This window comes from Fimbriimonadia bacterium (assembly GCA_039961735.1).
Lineage (GTDB): Bacteria > Armatimonadota > Fimbriimonadia > Fimbriimonadales > JABRVX01 > JABRVX01.
This window is the reverse complement of sequence record JABRVX010000003.1, coordinates 85,529-102,293: the sequence shown is the minus strand read 5'-3', so window position 1 is coordinate 102,293 and position 16,765 is coordinate 85,529. Positions and strand designations below refer to the sequence as shown.

Below are 16,765 nucleotides of genomic sequence, written 5' to 3'. Positions count from 1 at the left end.
CACCCAATCGTCATGCCGAGTCTGTCGAACCATGCGACCGATGATGGCATGGTAACACCCGAAGACGCAGGCGTCGCGTCCAGCGATCGCATGCTTCGACGGGCTCGGCATGACGGGTCAGACAGCCCTTACCTTCTTCTCGCCCCACCACCGGGTCGAGAGATGGGGTGGTGACCGAGGTACTGTGTACCTGCCTCCATCCGAGGAAGGATGGAGGCATGAGCGGAAGGCGTCCACTGAAAGGGCGGTGGAGGCACGGGAAGAGGAGAACAGGAGGGGGACAGCAGTGAGAGTCTTGACCACTGTTGGGCTGGCAGTTGTAGCTTCGCTGGGCACGCACGCACCGGTGCAAGAGAGGCAGGAGCCTTCGAGACTCGCATCCACCGTCACCGTCATGCACCCACCGATCAACGAGATGAGTGGCATCGTCAAGAGCCGGACCTACGAAGACGTGTATTGGGTGCACAATGACAGTGGAGACGAGGCACGCATCTTCGCCGTTCGTGCCGATGGATCGGTGGTTATGCCTAGCTGGGTCGGGGACAGGTACTACGCGAACCAACCCATGGATGGCAAGGAGCCGTATCCAGGGATCAAACTAGATGCGGCACACAACCTCGATTGGGAGGATATCGCCATCGAGGGCGACACTCTATACATCGGGGACATGGGTAACAACGGCAACGCGCGACGCGATCTCGGAGTGTACGTGCTGAAGGAGCCCAACCCGGCCGCAACGTCGAGGACCAGGGTTCTGAAGTGGCTGCCGGTCGCGTATCCCGATCAAGACGCGTTCCCCGGCGATAGGTGGCACTTCGACTGCGAAGCTCTCTTCGTACACGAGGGCAAGCTGCACTTCCTAACCAAACATCGCGCGGGTGCGTCCGGCGACCTGCCGGAGAACGGCACGAAGCTGTACCGTCTCGACACGGAGCACACGGATCGAGTGAATGTGCTGACGCTGCTGGACTCCAAGCAAGACCTGGGTGGGTGGGTGACGGCTGCCGATATCTCCCCGGACGGAAAGCTGCTAGCTGTGTTGACGCACTTTCCCATCTCCTCGGTGTGGCTCTTCGACGTTCCGGCTCAGGATAACAAGCTGCTATCCGGCAAGGCCAGGCGCTTCGTTTTCTCGGGTGGCAAGCAGTGCGAAGGCGTTTGCTTCGTAGACGACCGCACGCTGCTGGTGACCAACGAACAGCGCGAGATCTTCCGCCTCAGCGTAGATCGCTTCTCCCCTGCAGAGGCGAGGTAGTGATAGGTGTAGGTCGTAATTGTCACACCATAGAATCGCGCCTTCTGCTTGCTCACCCACACACGAAACGGTCGAGCGCTCCTTCCGGATGGCAGGGGCGCACCTACGGCTCCACGTACTCGACCTCCAGGAACTTGCACAGCAGCCGCAGATCTTCGCGGATGTCCCCGAACGCGACGGCGAGGTGATGCGGAAATCCACCTTCCAGGATCAGCCGATGCAGCTCGCGATACTTCGGGAAGCGAACGTCCGCAGCCACGTACTTCATCCCACGGTCCGTCTCCGGTCCGCTCTCGCCGGTGAACGCCAGCATTCGAAATCGGCGGTCCACGTCCTGCATCATGCAGATTCCGGTCTTCGGCCCGTACTCGTACTGCCCGATGTGCACGGGGCCCATGTGCCGTCCTCCCTGCCGCAGCACGGGATGCGCTGTAACCACCTCGCACTGGCAGCCCGCTGCCATGTGACCCATTAGCCCGACGCCGCAGTGCCCGAGCTGCACGATGTCCGATCCACCAGTGTAGTTCACCCAGTCCAGGCAGACAGCCGGCTGTCCTGTTAGCAGAGTGCCTAACAACTGCACCACTGCTGCCGGCCAGTCGGCTTCGCACGCAGCGGCCCGCACATCGGCGTTCCCTAACAGCAGACTGATGCATAGGCACAGGCTTACTCCGATGTGTGGTTCGTTCACCTCGGGCCAGCAGCGCAGAGCGAGCGACGTGTGACCATTGGCACGCGCCATGCAGCGGAGGGCATGGTACATCCGGCAGCCCCTCTCCAGCATCTGGTCGTCCACGCTCACTTCCCTGCCCTCGCGCACCGACTGCATGGTTGCTCTTACGTCGTCGTCGGTGAAGCTCTCGTCGGCCAGGTACCCACTGGTCTTGCCTGTCGTGAAGCACTCGCGGACCGCGCTAAGGTCCACCGTGTCCACCCTGGTCCCGAACTTCGCGGCATACGCGAGCTGGTCTCCCGTCGCCGAGTGGAAACCACCGGGCGCGTCGCCATAGCGCCCAATGAACTCGTGTCGCATCGCCTTGATCGTGGCGGCCACCCGCAACAGCCTTTCGAACTCATCGCGGAATGACCGGGCATCCGATGGTCCAGGGATAGCAGCGATCGGCCGCCCCAGACGATGCGCCGCGAAGTTGTTCATGATCGCGCCGCACCAAGCGTTGGTCGCCCACTCGTCCCCCTTGGGCTCCGGATCGGCGATCACGGCCAGAGGTAGACGGGACAGATGGGGATTAGTGGCCAGCGCGAGGAAAACCTGTCCATTGGGAAAGGCGACGTTCGCGATGGCAACCACGTCCACGCACGCCTGTGCGAACTCCTCCGCCGCGGCTACCGCTTCGTGTGGCCGCTCGATCCGCCCCACCACGACCGAGCCCGCGTCCACCTTACCGCTCGCCACCAGTTCGTCGAAGTAGGCCCGGATGCCGGCTTCCGAGCGCTCCTTCGCTTCCGGGTTGAACACGTCAATCGAGGTTATCAGCAGTCCGAGCCTCGGACCGGGTCGCGGGCCGTTCGCAGAAGTCGCCATCATGTCACCTCGGCGGGATGTCGTGCCGTAGGGCCGATTGTACCGGCGCGCGCGTGACGTGCAGGCGAAGACGCCTCGCCCTCGAATCCCGTGGCAGGCAGGTCGCAGGAGACGAACCCCACATGAGTGCGAAGCAGATAAGGATGCGCAGGTTGTTCCCGAAGGGTCGGTGCGTGATCCTCCCCATGGACCACCCGTTGTTCTTCGGCCCGATGGAGGGCGTGGAGGACCCGGTAGTTCTGGTGCGGGACACCGCCGAGACCCCCGCGGACGGGCTGCTGCTCACTCTCGCGACACTGCGGAGGGTTTCAGGAGTCATCGGGCAATTGGGGGTCATTGCCCGGCTAGACGGTACGGCGACGCGATTGGGTTCGCATCTCACTCGGTTCCAGCGCTTCTCGAGTGTGGAGGCCGCGCTGGCCGGGGGCGCCGACGCGTGCGTCCTGAACGTGTACGTGGGGGTGGAGAATGAGGACGATCTGCTCCGAAAGCTCGGGGAGACAGCGGAGGAGTGCGAGCGCTGGGGCCTGCCGCTGTTCGCCGAGATGATCCCTGCCGCAGCCTTGGCGGGGCACTTCGGGCCTGCCGACACGCCGCCAAGCGAGGCAGAGCTGACCGAACAGGTTGCGCTGGCCGCCCGAGTTGGTGCCGAGCACGGTGCCGACGCCATCAAAACCGTGTACACGGGCTCCGCCGAGAGCTTCCGTCAGGTGACCGCCACCGCCACGGTTCCCGTGGTGATCGCGGGCGGCCCGTGCGCGGATACGCCCGTCGGCCTGCTCGAGATGACAGAGGCGGGGCTGGAGGCTGGAGCCAAGGGCGTGATCTACGGTCGGAACGTGTGGCAGCGACCAAACCGCAAGGAAATCCTCCGTGCCCTCTGCGCAGTGGTGCACGAAGGCACCCATGCAGAGGATGCCGCGAAGAGGTACGCACTGTGAACGAGCGCATCCTGTGCGTTGGCCTGCTGGTTGCCGACGTGGTGGTGCGCCCCGCAGATTCGATGCCCATGCCTGGGACTTCGATCCTCGTCGAGGACCTGGCGTTGGTTGCCGGTGGCTGCGCGGCAAACTGCGCGTCGGTGCTAGCCAAACTCGGGATGTCGGTGGCAGTGGCGGGACAAATCGGTACGGATCGTCTCGGAGACTCCGTGCTGGCAGACCTAAAGGCCGTAGGTGTGGATGTGAGCACGGTAAGACGGACGGAGAAGTACCTAACTTCGGCTGTAATCGGGCTGATAGAATCCTCCGGCGAAAGGTCATTCTTGTGCCGCCCGGGAGCCAACGAACAGCTAACGGATGACGTGATCCCCGATTCGCTGTTCGACGGCGTGCGCATCGTGCACATCGGCGGTGCGATGAAGCTAGTGAACCTGGACATAGCATCCGTGCTACGGCGTGCTAGCGAGGCCGGGTGCATCACCACGCTAGACACCGACTGGGACGCACGAGGTGTTTGGATCGAGCACCTGAGACCCGCGCTCCCGCACGTTCGCGTTCTGATGACGAACGAGATGGAAGGACGTATGTTGACCGGCGAGGAGGATACCCAGGCGATTGGACGGTCACTGTTAGCTTTCGGCCCACAGGTGGTGGTGGTGAAACAGGGAGCTGGAGGCTCGACGGCGGTGACAGCGCAGGGTTCGCTTCACGTCGCGGCATTCCGGGTGCCTGTGATTGACACGACTTGTGCGGGAGACTCTTTCGCGGCGGGCTTTCTGTACGGACTGGCCCACGAGTGGCCACTGCGTGCGAACTTGGCCTTTGCCAACGCAGTGGGCGCGCTGTGCACCACTCGACTGAGCCACCACGGCGTAACGTCACTCTCGGCGGTTATGCAGTTGTTGGAGGACCAGCTCGGCGAGGGTAGCTTCGAGCAGTTGCTGACGAATCAGCGCAGCACAGACTGAGGGAGGTTCGGCATGATATTCCTTTGCGCTCTGAGCGTAGCAACGTCTCTAATCGCAGAGCCTATCCAGATCATGATACCGTCGGGTTGCGAGCCGGCGGCCTTTGCCGCAGGTGAGTTGCGTGATGCCTTGGCCGAGCGTCGCACAGAGGTCAACGTGCACACGTGGGCCGATGGCGACAAGAAGATGATAGCGGTTGTCGCACGCCGCTACCCACTTCCCGCGATGGCCGTGTCTGAGATGAATGCCGAGGATTATGTCTTCGAGCCCTACTCGGCAGGAGTCGTCTGCAAGGGGGGCGGCGAGATCGGCCTCATGTACGCCCTGCTCGATCTGGCGGAGCGAGTGCGCATGAAGGGCATCGCAGGCGCCTTCCCTAACAAGGCTGAAACACACACACCGGCCATAGAGGTGCGCGCCGTCAACCCGTTCCTCTCCATCCCACGCGCGGACGCGGAAGGCAAGCGCGATTGGGAGCACTGGTGGTTCACCGACGAGGAGTTCTGGCGCGGATATCTCGACCTGTTGGCGCGCGCACGCATCAACCTGTTGGATCTGCACGGCATGTACGACCTGCAGACCACGCGCTTCCCAAACATGTGGCCATACTTCGTGGTGAGCAAAAAGTACCCGGACGTGGGCATGGAGCCGGCTCAGGCCGAGAAGAACATGCAGATGCTGGCCAAAGTGTGCACCATGGCGAAGCAACGTGGCATCCGGGTCGGGATCATGAACTACACCGGCGGTTGGAACTGGCCGGGCTGCCGCCAAGCGCCAGAACGCTCCGTGGACGACTTCATCTCCTATACCAAAGAGGGGCTGAAGCAGATCATCGAGCGCTGCCCGGACCTTGCGATGATAGGGTTCCGCATCGGCGAGTCGGGCTATGGCGAGGACTTCTATGCCAAGAGCTACGTGGCCGCACTCGAGGAAATGGGCAGGCCGCTACCGCTCTACACACGTACGTGGGGAGCAAAGAAAGAGAAGCTGATGGAGCTGGGGGCGATGTATCCCGACAAGTTCCTGATCGAGATCAAATACAACGGGGAGCAGATGGGTCCGCCATGGCACCTGGCAGGCGGGCGTATGGCAGGATGGCGAGACTACTCGTATCAGGACTACCTGTTCTATCCGCGTCAGTACAAAGTGATCTGGCAGATCCGCGCGAACGGTACGAACCGAGTGTTTCAATGGGCGGACTACGAGCATATACGGGCGTGTGTCAAGACGACGAACTTGGCCGGCTCGGTAGGTTTCACGGTGGAGCCTTTCTGCACCTACTACCCGATGGACGATTTCCTGCACCCCGAGCCGATGTTCCGTTGGGAGTACGAGCGGAACCCGCTGTGGTATCTGATGTGGGGTCGCCTGGGTTACGATCCAGGGACTACAGAAGACCTGTTCCGCATGGAGGCCAAGCGGCAGTGGGGCGGCAAACACGGGGACGCGGCGTACCGACTGCTGCAGAGCATGAGTCGCATCCTACCCACCATCAAGACGCAGTTCTCACTGGGCCCGGACCACAGGGATCACGCTCCGGAGCTGGAGTGGGGCGGGTCCATTCGTCAGTGGGCGCGCGCCCTCCCGTTCGACACGTACTTCGCGATGGGATGCGCTGAGTACGCGCGCGAGGTGACCACAGGCAACTTCACGGGTCGCCGCACTCCGGTGCAGGCTGCGGAGATGCTGGAGCGCATGGCAGCGGAGACTGAAGGTAGGCAACGAGCGATTCCGTCCGGAGCGAGCAAATCGCTGGACGACCTCAAGACCGATGCGAGGATGCTCGTGCTGCTCGCGCGCTACTATGCCACGCGGCTCCGCGCAGCTACCGAGTACGCGCTGGCCGAGGTCACTTCCGACCGGAAGCGCGTCGAGGCGGCGCGGGAGCTGACAGCAAAATCGAAAGCTGCCTGGGTTGCTCTAGCCGAGGAGGGGGACAGGCACTTCCGCCCGATCATAGACCGCCTTCGTATGCACACGGAGACCTATCAGTGGTCGCAGTCCGTGAAGCTGTTCGATCAGGACGAGAAGGACTTCGTGGCGATGCCGGTGTCGGACAAGCCACCGGGCGTGCAGAACAGGCCGATGGGGGATGGTGCAAACATCCGTGTTTCGGTCGAGGTCACTGCCGTGGACAGGTTGCGCGGAGAGCAGACGGTGGAGGTGGCGGCCCGGATCAGCGGCCTTGGGCGGGACGAGCGCATCATGGCCGTGCGCTTGCTGTCCAAGCCATTTCGGTCGGAGGCCGATTGGACGCGCGACGCGATGCAGCTTTCGGGCGATGCCTGGCGCGCGTCTCTCCACGTCGCCCCCCAAGGGGTGTTGTATGGGGTCGAAGTGATCACCAACCGGAGCATGTTCTTTGCTCGGATTGACGGCGCCTACCCCTACGGAGCGATCGACCCCTGGGCGCCATAGGAGGGCAGCAAACTCGCCGGATCACGTTATAATGCACAGGGTCGCCGCGAGTGGCGGTGGCCTCGATTTGGAAAGGAGTCCGCATCGCCATGACAGCTCGCATCATCTGGCTTGGCATCTGCATCGTATCGGTCTGCGCCACCGCAGTTGCGCAGTGGACCGCCCTGCCCCCGGACCCCTGCATCTGGCCCTACGCCGATAGCATCTCGCAACCTGCGAACAGCCAGCAGATCAGCCTCAGCCGCTCTTTCTCGGTGTTCGCCAACGGCAAGTTCTACGTGTTCGGCGGCCGCTCGGGGTTCGACTACGAAGAGGGCCTCATCGTCTGGCCCAACTCGAACCGGCACTCTCATGCGAGTGTTCTCGACCCCGTCTCCGGCACGTGGGAAGGTGGTGGGGTGCAGTCGCAGCTCGCCTACACCGGTGAAGTCGTGCGTCTGGATGCGAGCAGCTTCCTGGTGCAGGGCGATGTCACCGACGACCTCGCAGTGGACGACCAGATTCGTGTCGAGTCGGGCGATGGCATAGTGCCGGGCGAGGTGAAGTCGTTCGTAGGGAGAGTAGCTAGCCTCTCGTTCGACGGCATGGCGACGACCGTAACCCTCTCTCGAGGCACGGTGCCACCTACATGGAGCCCGAAACCCGGCGACAAAGTGTTTATTGTGACGGTCGTGGGCCCGACGCCCATCAACAACGGTAACGAGCTGGACGTGGCACGCGCGGGAGAGGGTTATCAGGCAGGCAACCACACGATGGTCGCGGCGCACGATAGGGATGGCGACGGCGAGAAGGAGATTTACCTTTTCTCCGGCTACCCGCACTGGACCCCCAACAACGTGGACGTGTACGACCCAGCCACCAACTCCTGGTCTAGAGCGAGCGGTAACCTTCCAGGGTCGGTCAACGAACAGCGTGCTGCCGGAGCGCAGGTGGGCGATTTGTTCTGCTGGATGGGGCGGGACGAAGGCGGCCAGGTACAGGTGTACGACCTGCTCTCCGACACATGGACACTCGACCTCGTGCCGGGCCTAACGCTCGACTTCCTGTGCACCGGCCAGGGCTTCCCCGAGATAGGTCCGAGCGGCGCAGTTTACTACTTCGGAGGCGACTCCTCTTCGAAGAAAACGGTGCGCTACGATGTGTTGCAGGGGAGCTTCGCGACCCTCGCGCCTCCACCGATTACTGCTAACCAGGGTGCGTCCGTACGCTACGGCGATTATGTGATACTGTTTGGCGGACGATCCGGCAGTGGCGCGTCTACCGCAGTAGATGCCATCCAGGTATACGACACGACCCGCGACACGTGGTTCGTGTCGCCGTACCGGTTGCCCTACCGTGCGAGCGGCGTTGCTGCAGGCATTTCGCCAGAGGGAATCGTCTACGTAACCGGCGGACTCGATCACAATGTCTTATGGCGGAACGATGCCTATTCCATCCAGGCTTCATCACTCCTCACGAGTGGGATTTCCGGCGTGCTCGACCTCGAGTTCCACCTGGACCCTTCGGGCGTGCCGGCCGCAGTTCAGGTTTTCGCTCCGGGGGGTACGGAGCCCATAGCTGCCGCGTCTGTGGAGCTCAGCGCTACCGGAGGATTCGTCGCCCCGCTAGGGATCTCGCCCGGCGTCTATGATCTGCGCTTTCTCGCCCAGAACTTCCTGGCCAAGCGCTTGAGCAGCGTGACCCTGTCGCGCGGAGACAACGCAGTCGGCACCATCGCATTGTTGAACGGCGACGGAAGCGGCAACAACCAGGTGGATCTGGCCGATCTCAACATCGTCCTCATCAACTTCGCGAAGTCAGGAATCGGCGACTACGACGGCGACGGGCACGTCGGCCTTGCCGATCTCAACATCGTTCTCGTCAACTTCAGTAAGCAGGGTGACAACTAGTGAGCGGTTCGTTCTGAGGTCGTGCGCGACAGAGCACCATCTCTGCGGCTTCCCACTCTGCTTTGGACTCCTACAAGCCGCTGTGCCGGTAAACCGCTTAAGTCCTTTGGTCCTAATCATCGTTCGTATTCGGTCATCAACGCGGGTTAATAGCGTGAGTGGCTGCGGCCCTTTAGAATTGTTAACTTTCATTCTCCGGCGGTTTTCAGGGAAGAAAGTCAAATGTTTAGTATAACTAAACGATAAACTTGCTGTATAATGGGTATGCAGCCTTCCGGCTTCAAACTAGAAAAGGAGCACCTATCTGAGGATGATACGACGCAGTATCGCATCCATCGTTCTCTCCCTCGGTCTGGTGGGCCTCGCAGCCGCCCAGTGGACGGCGATCCCGAATGATCCGTCCGTTTGGCCATACGGGGACAGCATCTTCACACCCACCAATTCGCAGGTGCTGAACGTTTACCGCACCTTCACCGTTTTCGCGAACGGCAAGTTCAACATCCTGGGCGGTCGCTCGGGCACGGACTACACGGAGGACGGTTGGCGGGACACGCCTAAGAACTGGGCAACCACCAACCGCCATTCCAAGATGAGCCTGTACGACCCGGTCACCAACACTTGGGAGACCGCAAGCACGCAGTCGCAGTTAGTAGCCACTTCCGACACCGGCCAGCTCGACGAAGATACCATGCTGACGCTCAGCGACCTTACCGGCGTCATCTTTCCGGGCGACTGGATCAAGGTGATCGCTGCAGACGATTCGGCCGCTTGCTACGGCGAAGTCGAATCCGTCACCTTCGCGGACGGTATCGGAGAGGTCAAGTTCGTGCGACGTGGCGCCAATGGCGTCTGCTACTGGTGGCTCGGTGGCTCTGGTGATCGCTTCTTCAAGGTCACGGTCTCCGGGCTCAACGGACTGATCCAGTGGCCTGCGAGAGGCAGCATGCCGCCCTTCGAGTCTCACGGCTACCAGTCCTACACCAACATGTGCGCAGCTTGGGACACCGACGCGGACGGCATCCAGGAGATCTTTATCTTCGGCGGCTATCCGCACTGGGTACCGCACAGCGTTGACGTATACAACTACGCGACCAACGACTGGCGCGATGCTGGCGACAACGACTACTTGAGCGCATTCCCCGGCATCGATGCTCCGGCTCCCGGCGGCGTCCAGAGCGGTAACAAGTTCTACTGGATCACGCAGCAGAGCGGTGCAACGCCGACCTGGTTCAAGCTGTTCACCTACGACCTGTCCACCGAGACCTGGTCCGACATGGACATCCTGAACCCCGGTGACGCTACCGCCGGTATGCCGCTGATGAAGCACTGCGAAGTGGTCGGCGACAAGCTCTACGTGTTCTGGGGCTGGGACGGCGCGAGCCCGCCCGCGTGGCTTCACACCACGCTGGTGGTTGACCTCAACGACGGCACTTGGGTCAAGAAGACCCCGCCGCCCGTGACCGCCAACCAGGGCGCAATCGTAAAGTACGGACAGTACATTATCCTGCTGGCCGGCCGCACGGGGGGTGGCGCAGGTTCTGCTACGGACGCGATCCAGATCTACGACACCGTGAACGACACCTGGACCGTTTCGTCCATCAAGACTCCCTACAAGGCGAGCACGGCCTCGGCGGCCATCGCTCCGGACGGAACGATCTACTTCGCGAACGGTCTCAATGAGTCCGTCGTCTGGGTCAACGATGCGTACAAGATCCATGTGTCGCAGCTCATCCCGACCACCGTCACGGTAACGGGTAAGCTCGGTCTCGAGTTCCATGTCAACGTTGGCAGCGTGACCGGCACCCTGCAGGTCTACGGCGCTGGCGGTGGCGGGCTACTCGAGACGAAGTCGCTCACTCTGGACGGGTCGGGCAACTTCAGCGTGGACTTGGGCGTCGCTCCCGGAACCTACGACCTGCGCTTCGGCGCGCCGAACTACCTGTGGAAGAGGCTGAGCAACGTCAGCCTCTCTGGTGGCACCAACAACGTTGGCACCGTCAACCTGATCTGCGGTGACGGCAACGCTAACAACCAGATCGAGCTTGGCGACCTCAACCAGGTACTCATCAACTTCGGTGGCACTGGTTCGGGCGACTACGACGGCAGTGGTTCGGTGGGTCTCGCCGACCTGAATATCGTTCTCGTGAACTTCGGCAAAGCCGGCGACAGCTAGTCGCTGACGTTTGTCACTAAGTTAGCTCACGGTCCAGCGCCCGTTGGGCGCTGGACCGACGCTTTGCGACACTTCCGTACCAGGGTCTTTCGACCCTTCGACCTCTTAACCAGCAGATTTCCGCAACTTTGCTCTGTTCAACGGATGCTTCGTGAACGAAGGTGCGATATAATGACTGCAAAGCCAACAGGCCTCCATTTAGAAAGGAGCATCGAACTTCGATGGTACGACGAGGGATTTCAACCCTGCTCGTCGCATCGGCCCTTTGTGGCGCCGCTGTGGCGCAGTGGACTCAGATCGCCGACGACCCCTGCGTCTGGTCCTACGGCGACTCTATCGGCAACTATGCGGTGCCGACCATGGGCTCGGCCAGCACGTTTGCCAACGGTAAGTTCTGGGTAATTGGCGGGTACGGCATGTTTGACCTGAGCTGGGGCGTAGGTTCGGACCGCGTTCAGCTTAAGGAAGGTACCCGCGCATGGGACTGGAACCGGCAGTCCAAGGTCAGCGCATACACAGGCGCTGCTTGGGAGACTGCGGGCACTCAGGACCTGCTCGTCAACACTGGGGACGTCGTATACAACGACGCTCTGTCCGTCTACATGCTCGGCGACCTGAGCACCACCATATTTCCCGGCGACTTCGTGAAGATCGTTTCGGGCCGCGGCATTCAGGCCGGCGAGAACAACTCGTTCGGTCTGGTCGTGAACCAGGTCGTGTACGATGCCGGAGTAACCTATCTGGTATTCGAGGGAACGTGCTGCAGTTGGATGCACGTGCCGGACACCTGGATCAACGACCCAGACGACAAGATCTACATCACCACGTCGCTCGGGCACACCGGCATGAACAACTGGGATACGGAACCCGGCGGCGTTGCCGATGGCTACAACGCGGGCGCCTACCCGCCGCTACTGTCGAACGGTAACTTCAGCTACGCCCAGACCAACTGCGGCGCATACGACAAGGACAACGACGGGACGAAGGAGATCTATGTCTTCGGCGGCTATCCGAACTGGAAGCCAGGAGACGTGGACATCTACAACCCCGCGACCGGCGAGTGGTCGAGTGGCGCTTCCGTAACCTACGGTGGCGAGGCACGAGGCGCCGGTGGTCAGGTCGGCGATAAGTTCGTCTGGAACACCCTAGACAACAACATGGAAGTCTACGACTTCGCCACGGACACTTGGACCGAGGACCCGATCGGTGCCGGTTACACCGTGAACCGTCGCGCCAACATAGTGGGAATCGGCGGTACTGCCTACATCCTTAGCGGGCCGAACCGGCTCGATGCCTATGTGCCGCTATCCGGCGTGGTCACCCCGAAGGCGGCTCCTCCGGTAACCGGATGGCGAGCCTCCGCGATCAGCTACCTCGACCGCTATCTGATTGCCTTTGGCGGCACGATGGCTGAAAACGACTTCGCAACGCTCGTAGACGACATCCAGATCTACGATACGACGACTGATACCTGGACTGTCTCTAGCGTAAAGATGCCGTATAAGGGTGCCAACGTGGCTGTCGGCCTGGACCCCGTTAGCGGTACCGTGTACCTAACTGGTGGTGTCGTGGGCTATAACCCCGACGCCGATCCGCCTAACAACGCGAGTCATCCGGCTAACACCAAGGAAGCCTACAAGATCCACATATCCCAGCTCATCCCGACCACCGTCTCGGTCAGCGGCAAGCTCGGGCTCGAGTTCCATGTCAACGTCGGTAGCGTGACGGGTACCCTGGAGGTGTACGCTGTCGGCGGCGGTACCGTGCTGGAGACCAAGTCCCTCACTCTGGACGGGTCGGGCAACTTCACCACCACGTTGACCCTCGGCCCCGGCAACTACGACCTGCGCTTCGGTGCGCCGAACTACCTGTGGAAGAGGCTCGGCAATGTGGTGCTGTCCGGCGGATCGAACAACGTCGGCACCGTCAACCTGATCTGCGGTGACGGCAATGCCAACAACCAGATCGAGCTTGGCGACCTGAACCAGGTACTCATCAACTTCGGCGGCACCGGCTCGGGCGACTACGACGGCAGCGGCTCGGTGGGTCTCGCCGACCTCAACATCGTTCTCGTGAACTTCGGCAAGACGGGCGACAACTAGTCACCGTCTTCGAGACCTGTTACTAGAGTAATGTAACCTCCGAATGGAGAGGCCCCGGCGTCCAACTTCGGGGCCTCTTCCCTTAGGTCTCTCGGGTCGGGCTCAAGCCACCTCGATAGCTTCACCCACACGCTGAGTTGCTTGTGCCCGCAGCATCTGCTCGGCGCACTCCAAGCCGTGCTTCAGGGCGTAGTTGGTACCCCTGTCCTCCGGATACACCTGGGCCATGTTGCACAGCCACAGTCCTTCTACCTCGGTCCGCCTCGGAGGGATACGACCGCCGTAGTCGGTCAGCACCACGGGTTGAGCGTAGCGGGCTCGCCACAGGCTCGTGCGTAGCAGCCAGCCTTCCCGAATGGACGGGAACATACGCGTCAGGTGTTCCACGTACCTCTCGGTAACCGCCTGCTCGGAGGCCAGGTAGTCCGGGTGTTCCGCCGGGAGGTACTTGGACAGGTACACGATGTGCCTGCCTGCATACTTATCAGGAGGTTCGAAGTTGGTGTGCTCGATGACGCCCACGAACGGGGCTTCGGTGTCCGTCACATTCAGCCAATAAGCTTCGGACAGGCTGCGGTCAAGCTCTAGGACAAGGCACTGCGCAGCGAGGTACGGGATGCCGTCGAGCAGGGCGGATAGTCGCTCGGGGACCTGGGGCAACAAGGCCAAGGCCTGCTCGGGTGCGAGCGTTAGCACCACGGCATCTGCACTCAGTTCTCTGCTGTCGGCCAAGCGCACTCCCTCGGCTCTGCCGCTCTTCACCAGGACCTGAGTCACCGGCGCGTCGAGACGCACTTCCCCGCCCCGCGCCACGACATGCTCGGCCATGGCTTCGGCGAGGCGTCCGAAGCCGCCCCGGAGGTACAGTAGCTCCTCCTGCCGCTTACGGCCTCGTGAGCCACCTCTCAACCGCAGCTTTCCCCATATCCACACGGCGGCGATGTCGTCGGCGTACGCGCCGAACTTCCCACGCAGCAGGGGTTCCCACACCACTCGGTACACTCGCTCTCCGCCAAGGCGAATCAGCCACTCGCGAGCGGTGATGTGCTCTAGCTCTCGCCAGTCTTCAGCGGCCCGCGCCCTAAGGACCAGGCGCGCGAGACGCAGGCGATCGACGAGTGGCAGGGGGCTGAAGCGAAGCAGGTCGAGAGGCGTAGACAGCCGGTGCACACGGCCGCTGTACCACGAGCCAGTGAACGTGGGTTTACGAACCAGGTTCTCACCTAGGCCCAGGCGGTGGACCATCTCCAGTGCCACGGTGTCGGACGTAAACCAGTGGTGGTAGAACTTTTCGAGGCGCACCTCGCCGACGGGGAAGGTGCCTGCGAGCCCGCCGAGTTCGAGGTCCGCCTCGCACAACGTTACTTCGACGCCTCGCTCGGCCAAGCCGTACGCAACGCCCAGGCCAGAGAAACCACCCCCCACCACGATGACGTGCTCAGGCTTGCTCAAGCCACCTTCTCCGCACCGATGTCTGCCGGTTCGACTGCAGCACGAGCCTCGAACGACCGTATCTTTCCATGGAGCGCACGGACCTCACGGAACATTTTTAGGATGACTCCTAGGTTGGCGCCCGATTGCTTGCCTGCGGTCCGCGGATAGTGGTGGACGCCGAGTTCGACGATACGGCACCCCATTCGCAGAGCCTTGACCAGGAGCTCCGCGCTTATCAGCGCCCCCTCGGACTCCAACCTCGCTGCATCGAGCACCGAGCGACGGATCAGCTTGTACGCACAGTCTATGTCGCGCACACGAAGGCCGAACAGGGAACGGACGAATCTCTTATACAACCACGCGTTCAGCAAGCGGTGCGGCGGGTCGCTGCGTCGAAGACGATAGCCGATGACGAGGTCGGCTTGCGAGGAGGCGGCCACGAACTGGGGTAGTTCGTCGAGCCGAAACTGCCGGTCACCGTCGGTGAAGAACACCCACTCACCAGTTGCTGCTGCGAAGCCGGCCTTCAGTGCCCCACCGTACCCGCGGTTGGGCCAGTTGCGCACTACGCGAACGCCCGCGTAATCGTGAGCCAGTTCGCCTGCCAGATCACCCGTGCCGTCGGTGGAGCCGTCGTCCACCACGATAATCTCATGTCGCTCGGCCAGTCGCGGCGCGACATGTGAGGCCTCTGCAACCAGGGGTTCGATGTTGTCCACCTCGTTGTGCGCTGGGAACACGATGCTGAGCGACGACAGGCGAAGTGCGGGCGTGACTTCCGTACGCATGGACCGATCCTTTCCCTTCGATGTTCTCCAAAGGGATCATCGGACCGGAGGTGGGCAAATCGGAGGCCTTGTCTTAGCTTTTTGGGCTAGGAAGCTGAAGTGGCTTGCGCAGGTTGGGATTGTGCGCCGCCGCGGGCGGCCGTTCGCACCTCCGAGAGCCACTGCACATAGCTCCAGTGCTCCGGGATGAACACGCGGACGGTTCGTAGCGAGCGTCTGTGTCGCCGCACGGCGTCCAACACGATGCGTGCCACGAACCCACCGTCGTGCCTATCACGTGAATAGGCGAACGCGGGAGAAACGTCCATGAAGATCAGTTCGCGTGCACCGAGGCCTTCGGCGGTCGAGAACGCCGCGTCCAGCGCAGTCGCGGCGAGGCTCGGCGTGACTCGGTTTTCAATGTCGTACATGCGGTAGGCGATCACGTGCTTAGCCTTCAGCTTCCCTCCCGTGACCGCACGGGCCTCACCCTGCTGGAACGGCCCCGAAGCGTGGAGCTGCTCTTGGACGACGTCACCGCCTTGGTCTCTAACAATCTTGGTCATGCAGCGCCCGAGCCAGGCGTCGGCTGCCACGGGTACCAGTAAGGCATCGCCGGGGATCTTCTTGAGATAGGTGCCAGGGCTATTAAAAAGCTCGATTTTGACCCCGTCGAGACTAGCTACCCACGACACCCTGAGGCGCAGGTAACGCCACCAGAAGCCTACGGCGGCCAGGATAACCACCAGTGGCAGGACCAGCACCAGGAATAGGAGCATGACCGCGGAGCTCGGGTCCCCCGATGCCCCCAGCGCGGCAAGCGGCGTCTGTTCGGGCTGCCATTGGAGTACGTTAGGCATCTTCGGTGTGACCCTGGGCGCTGACGCCTCCACCGCAACCGGCGAAGGCGTAGTGTTCGGTCTGACGGCGCATTGACAGTCCCCTCTCTTTGCGCATTATGGTGCGGGAATGGGTAACTGGTCAAATCTCCCCCGATGACGTGCGGGCTTTCGGCCCTGCAGGCAAACACCCGCAGCCATGCGGGTGCCCATTCCACCTCGCCCGTGGAATGCCCTGTACGAATAGCCCGGCATTAGGCCGACGAGCTTGCGCGATGGGGGAAGCCTCCAACGCAACGGGTAGAGGCATGATCCCTCAGGGGCTCGGGCGCGGACATAGGACGTCGAGCGCTGCAGTGCCCGTAAGAGCCCTGAGTGGGCTCGCGTGAACCGCAAAGCTCGACGGTTGGGCACAAAGAAACCTATCACGGAGGAG

11 protein-coding genes are annotated in these 16,765 nt (G+C 62.0%); 7 read left to right on the top strand and 4 right to left on the bottom strand.

The window, feature by feature from the left end; translation table 11 throughout:
• The first annotated feature begins 394 nt into the window (after window positions 1-394).
• The gene (locus tag HRF45_01185; GenBank protein ID MEP0765143.1) at window positions 395-1,255 is read left to right on the top strand and encodes a hypothetical protein; all 861 of its coding nucleotides are present in this window, start codon (window positions 395-397) and stop codon (window positions 1,253-1,255) included.
• Between the two features lie 103 nt (window positions 1,256-1,358).
• On the opposite strand, the gene HRF45_01180 is transcribed toward HRF45_01185, so the two are convergent.
• Entirely contained in the window at window positions 1,359-2,801 is a 1,443-nt protein-coding gene (locus tag HRF45_01180; protein ID MEP0765142.1) for a hypothetical protein, read from the bottom strand.
• A gap of 119 nt (window positions 2,802-2,920) precedes the next feature.
• Here HRF45_01180 and HRF45_01175 point away from each other — a divergent pair, with 119 nt between their 5' ends.
• From HRF45_01175 to HRF45_01150, 6 genes are all read left to right on the top strand, one after another.
• Window positions 2,921-3,739 (top strand): fructose-bisphosphate aldolase, encoded by an 819-nt coding sequence (locus HRF45_01175; GenBank protein ID MEP0765141.1) that lies wholly within the window; start codon window positions 2,921-2,923, stop codon window positions 3,737-3,739.
• Window positions 3,736-4,707: a carbohydrate kinase family protein gene (locus HRF45_01170; protein ID MEP0765140.1), complete on the top strand. Its 972-nt coding sequence runs from the start codon at window positions 3,736-3,738 to the stop codon at window positions 4,705-4,707. Before HRF45_01175 ends, HRF45_01170 begins: the two co-directional genes overlap by 4 nt.
• Window positions 4,708-4,719: 12 nt before the next feature.
• Window positions 4,720-7,125, top strand: coding sequence for a hypothetical protein (locus tag HRF45_01165; protein MEP0765139.1), 2,406 nt, complete (start codon window positions 4,720-4,722; stop codon window positions 7,123-7,125).
• A gap of 89 nt (window positions 7,126-7,214) precedes the next feature.
• The gene (locus HRF45_01160) at window positions 7,215-9,014 is read left to right on the top strand and encodes a carboxypeptidase regulatory-like domain-containing protein (GenBank protein MEP0765138.1); all 1,800 of its coding nucleotides are present in this window, start codon (window positions 7,215-7,217) and stop codon (window positions 9,012-9,014) included.
• Between the two features lie 310 nt (window positions 9,015-9,324).
• Window positions 9,325-11,187 (top strand): hypothetical protein, encoded by a 1,863-nt coding sequence (locus HRF45_01155; GenBank protein MEP0765137.1) that lies wholly within the window; start codon window positions 9,325-9,327, stop codon window positions 11,185-11,187.
• A gap of 221 nt (window positions 11,188-11,408) precedes the next feature.
• Window positions 11,409-13,289 (top strand): hypothetical protein, encoded by a 1,881-nt coding sequence (locus HRF45_01150; GenBank protein ID MEP0765136.1) that lies wholly within the window; start codon window positions 11,409-11,411, stop codon window positions 13,287-13,289.
• 102 nt (window positions 13,290-13,391) lie between these two features.
• Here HRF45_01150 and HRF45_01145 read toward each other — a convergent pair whose 3' ends face one another.
• From HRF45_01145 to HRF45_01135, 3 genes are all read right to left on the bottom strand, one after another.
• Window positions 13,392-14,741 carry an NAD(P)/FAD-dependent oxidoreductase gene (locus HRF45_01145; protein ID MEP0765135.1) on the bottom strand — a complete coding sequence of 450 codons (1,350 nt, stop codon included), beginning with the start codon at window positions 14,739-14,741 and terminating at the stop codon, window positions 13,392-13,394.
• Entirely contained in the window at window positions 14,738-15,511 is a 774-nt protein-coding gene (locus tag HRF45_01140; protein ID MEP0765134.1) for a glycosyltransferase family 2 protein, read from the bottom strand. The genes HRF45_01145 and HRF45_01140 overlap by 4 nt, the downstream gene beginning before the upstream one ends.
• Before the next feature lie 86 nt (window positions 15,512-15,597).
• On the bottom strand, window positions 15,598-16,350 hold the full coding sequence (locus HRF45_01135) for a hypothetical protein (GenBank protein ID MEP0765133.1): 753 nt from the start codon (window positions 16,348-16,350) through the stop codon (window positions 15,598-15,600).
• Window positions 16,351-16,765 lie beyond the last annotated feature (415 nt).

Bases quoted from the DNA above. Each gene is read 5' to 3' on its own strand.
- HRF45_01185 (MEP0765143.1), top strand. From the start codon at position 395: ATGCACCCACCGATCAACGAGATGAGTGGCATCGTCAAGAGCCGGACC.
- HRF45_01180 (MEP0765142.1), bottom strand. From the start codon at position 2,801: ATGATGGCGACTTCTGCGAACGGCCCGCGACCCGGTCCGAGGCTCGGA.
- HRF45_01175 (MEP0765141.1), top strand. From the start codon at position 2,921: ATGAGTGCGAAGCAGATAAGGATGCGCAGGTTGTTCCCGAAGGGTCGG.
- HRF45_01165 (MEP0765139.1), top strand. From the start codon at position 4,720: ATGATATTCCTTTGCGCTCTGAGCGTAGCAACGTCTCTAATCGCAGAG.
- HRF45_01160 (MEP0765138.1), top strand. From the start codon at position 7,215: ATGACAGCTCGCATCATCTGGCTTGGCATCTGCATCGTATCGGTCTGC.
- HRF45_01155 (MEP0765137.1), top strand. From the start codon at position 9,325: ATGATACGACGCAGTATCGCATCCATCGTTCTCTCCCTCGGTCTGGTG.
- HRF45_01150 (MEP0765136.1), top strand. From the start codon at position 11,409: ATGGTACGACGAGGGATTTCAACCCTGCTCGTCGCATCGGCCCTTTGT.
- HRF45_01140 (MEP0765134.1), bottom strand. From the start codon at position 15,511: ATGCGTACGGAAGTCACGCCCGCACTTCGCCTGTCGTCGCTCAGCATC.
- HRF45_01135 (MEP0765133.1), bottom strand. From the start codon at position 16,350: ATGCCTAACGTACTCCAATGGCAGCCCGAACAGACGCCGCTTGCCGCG.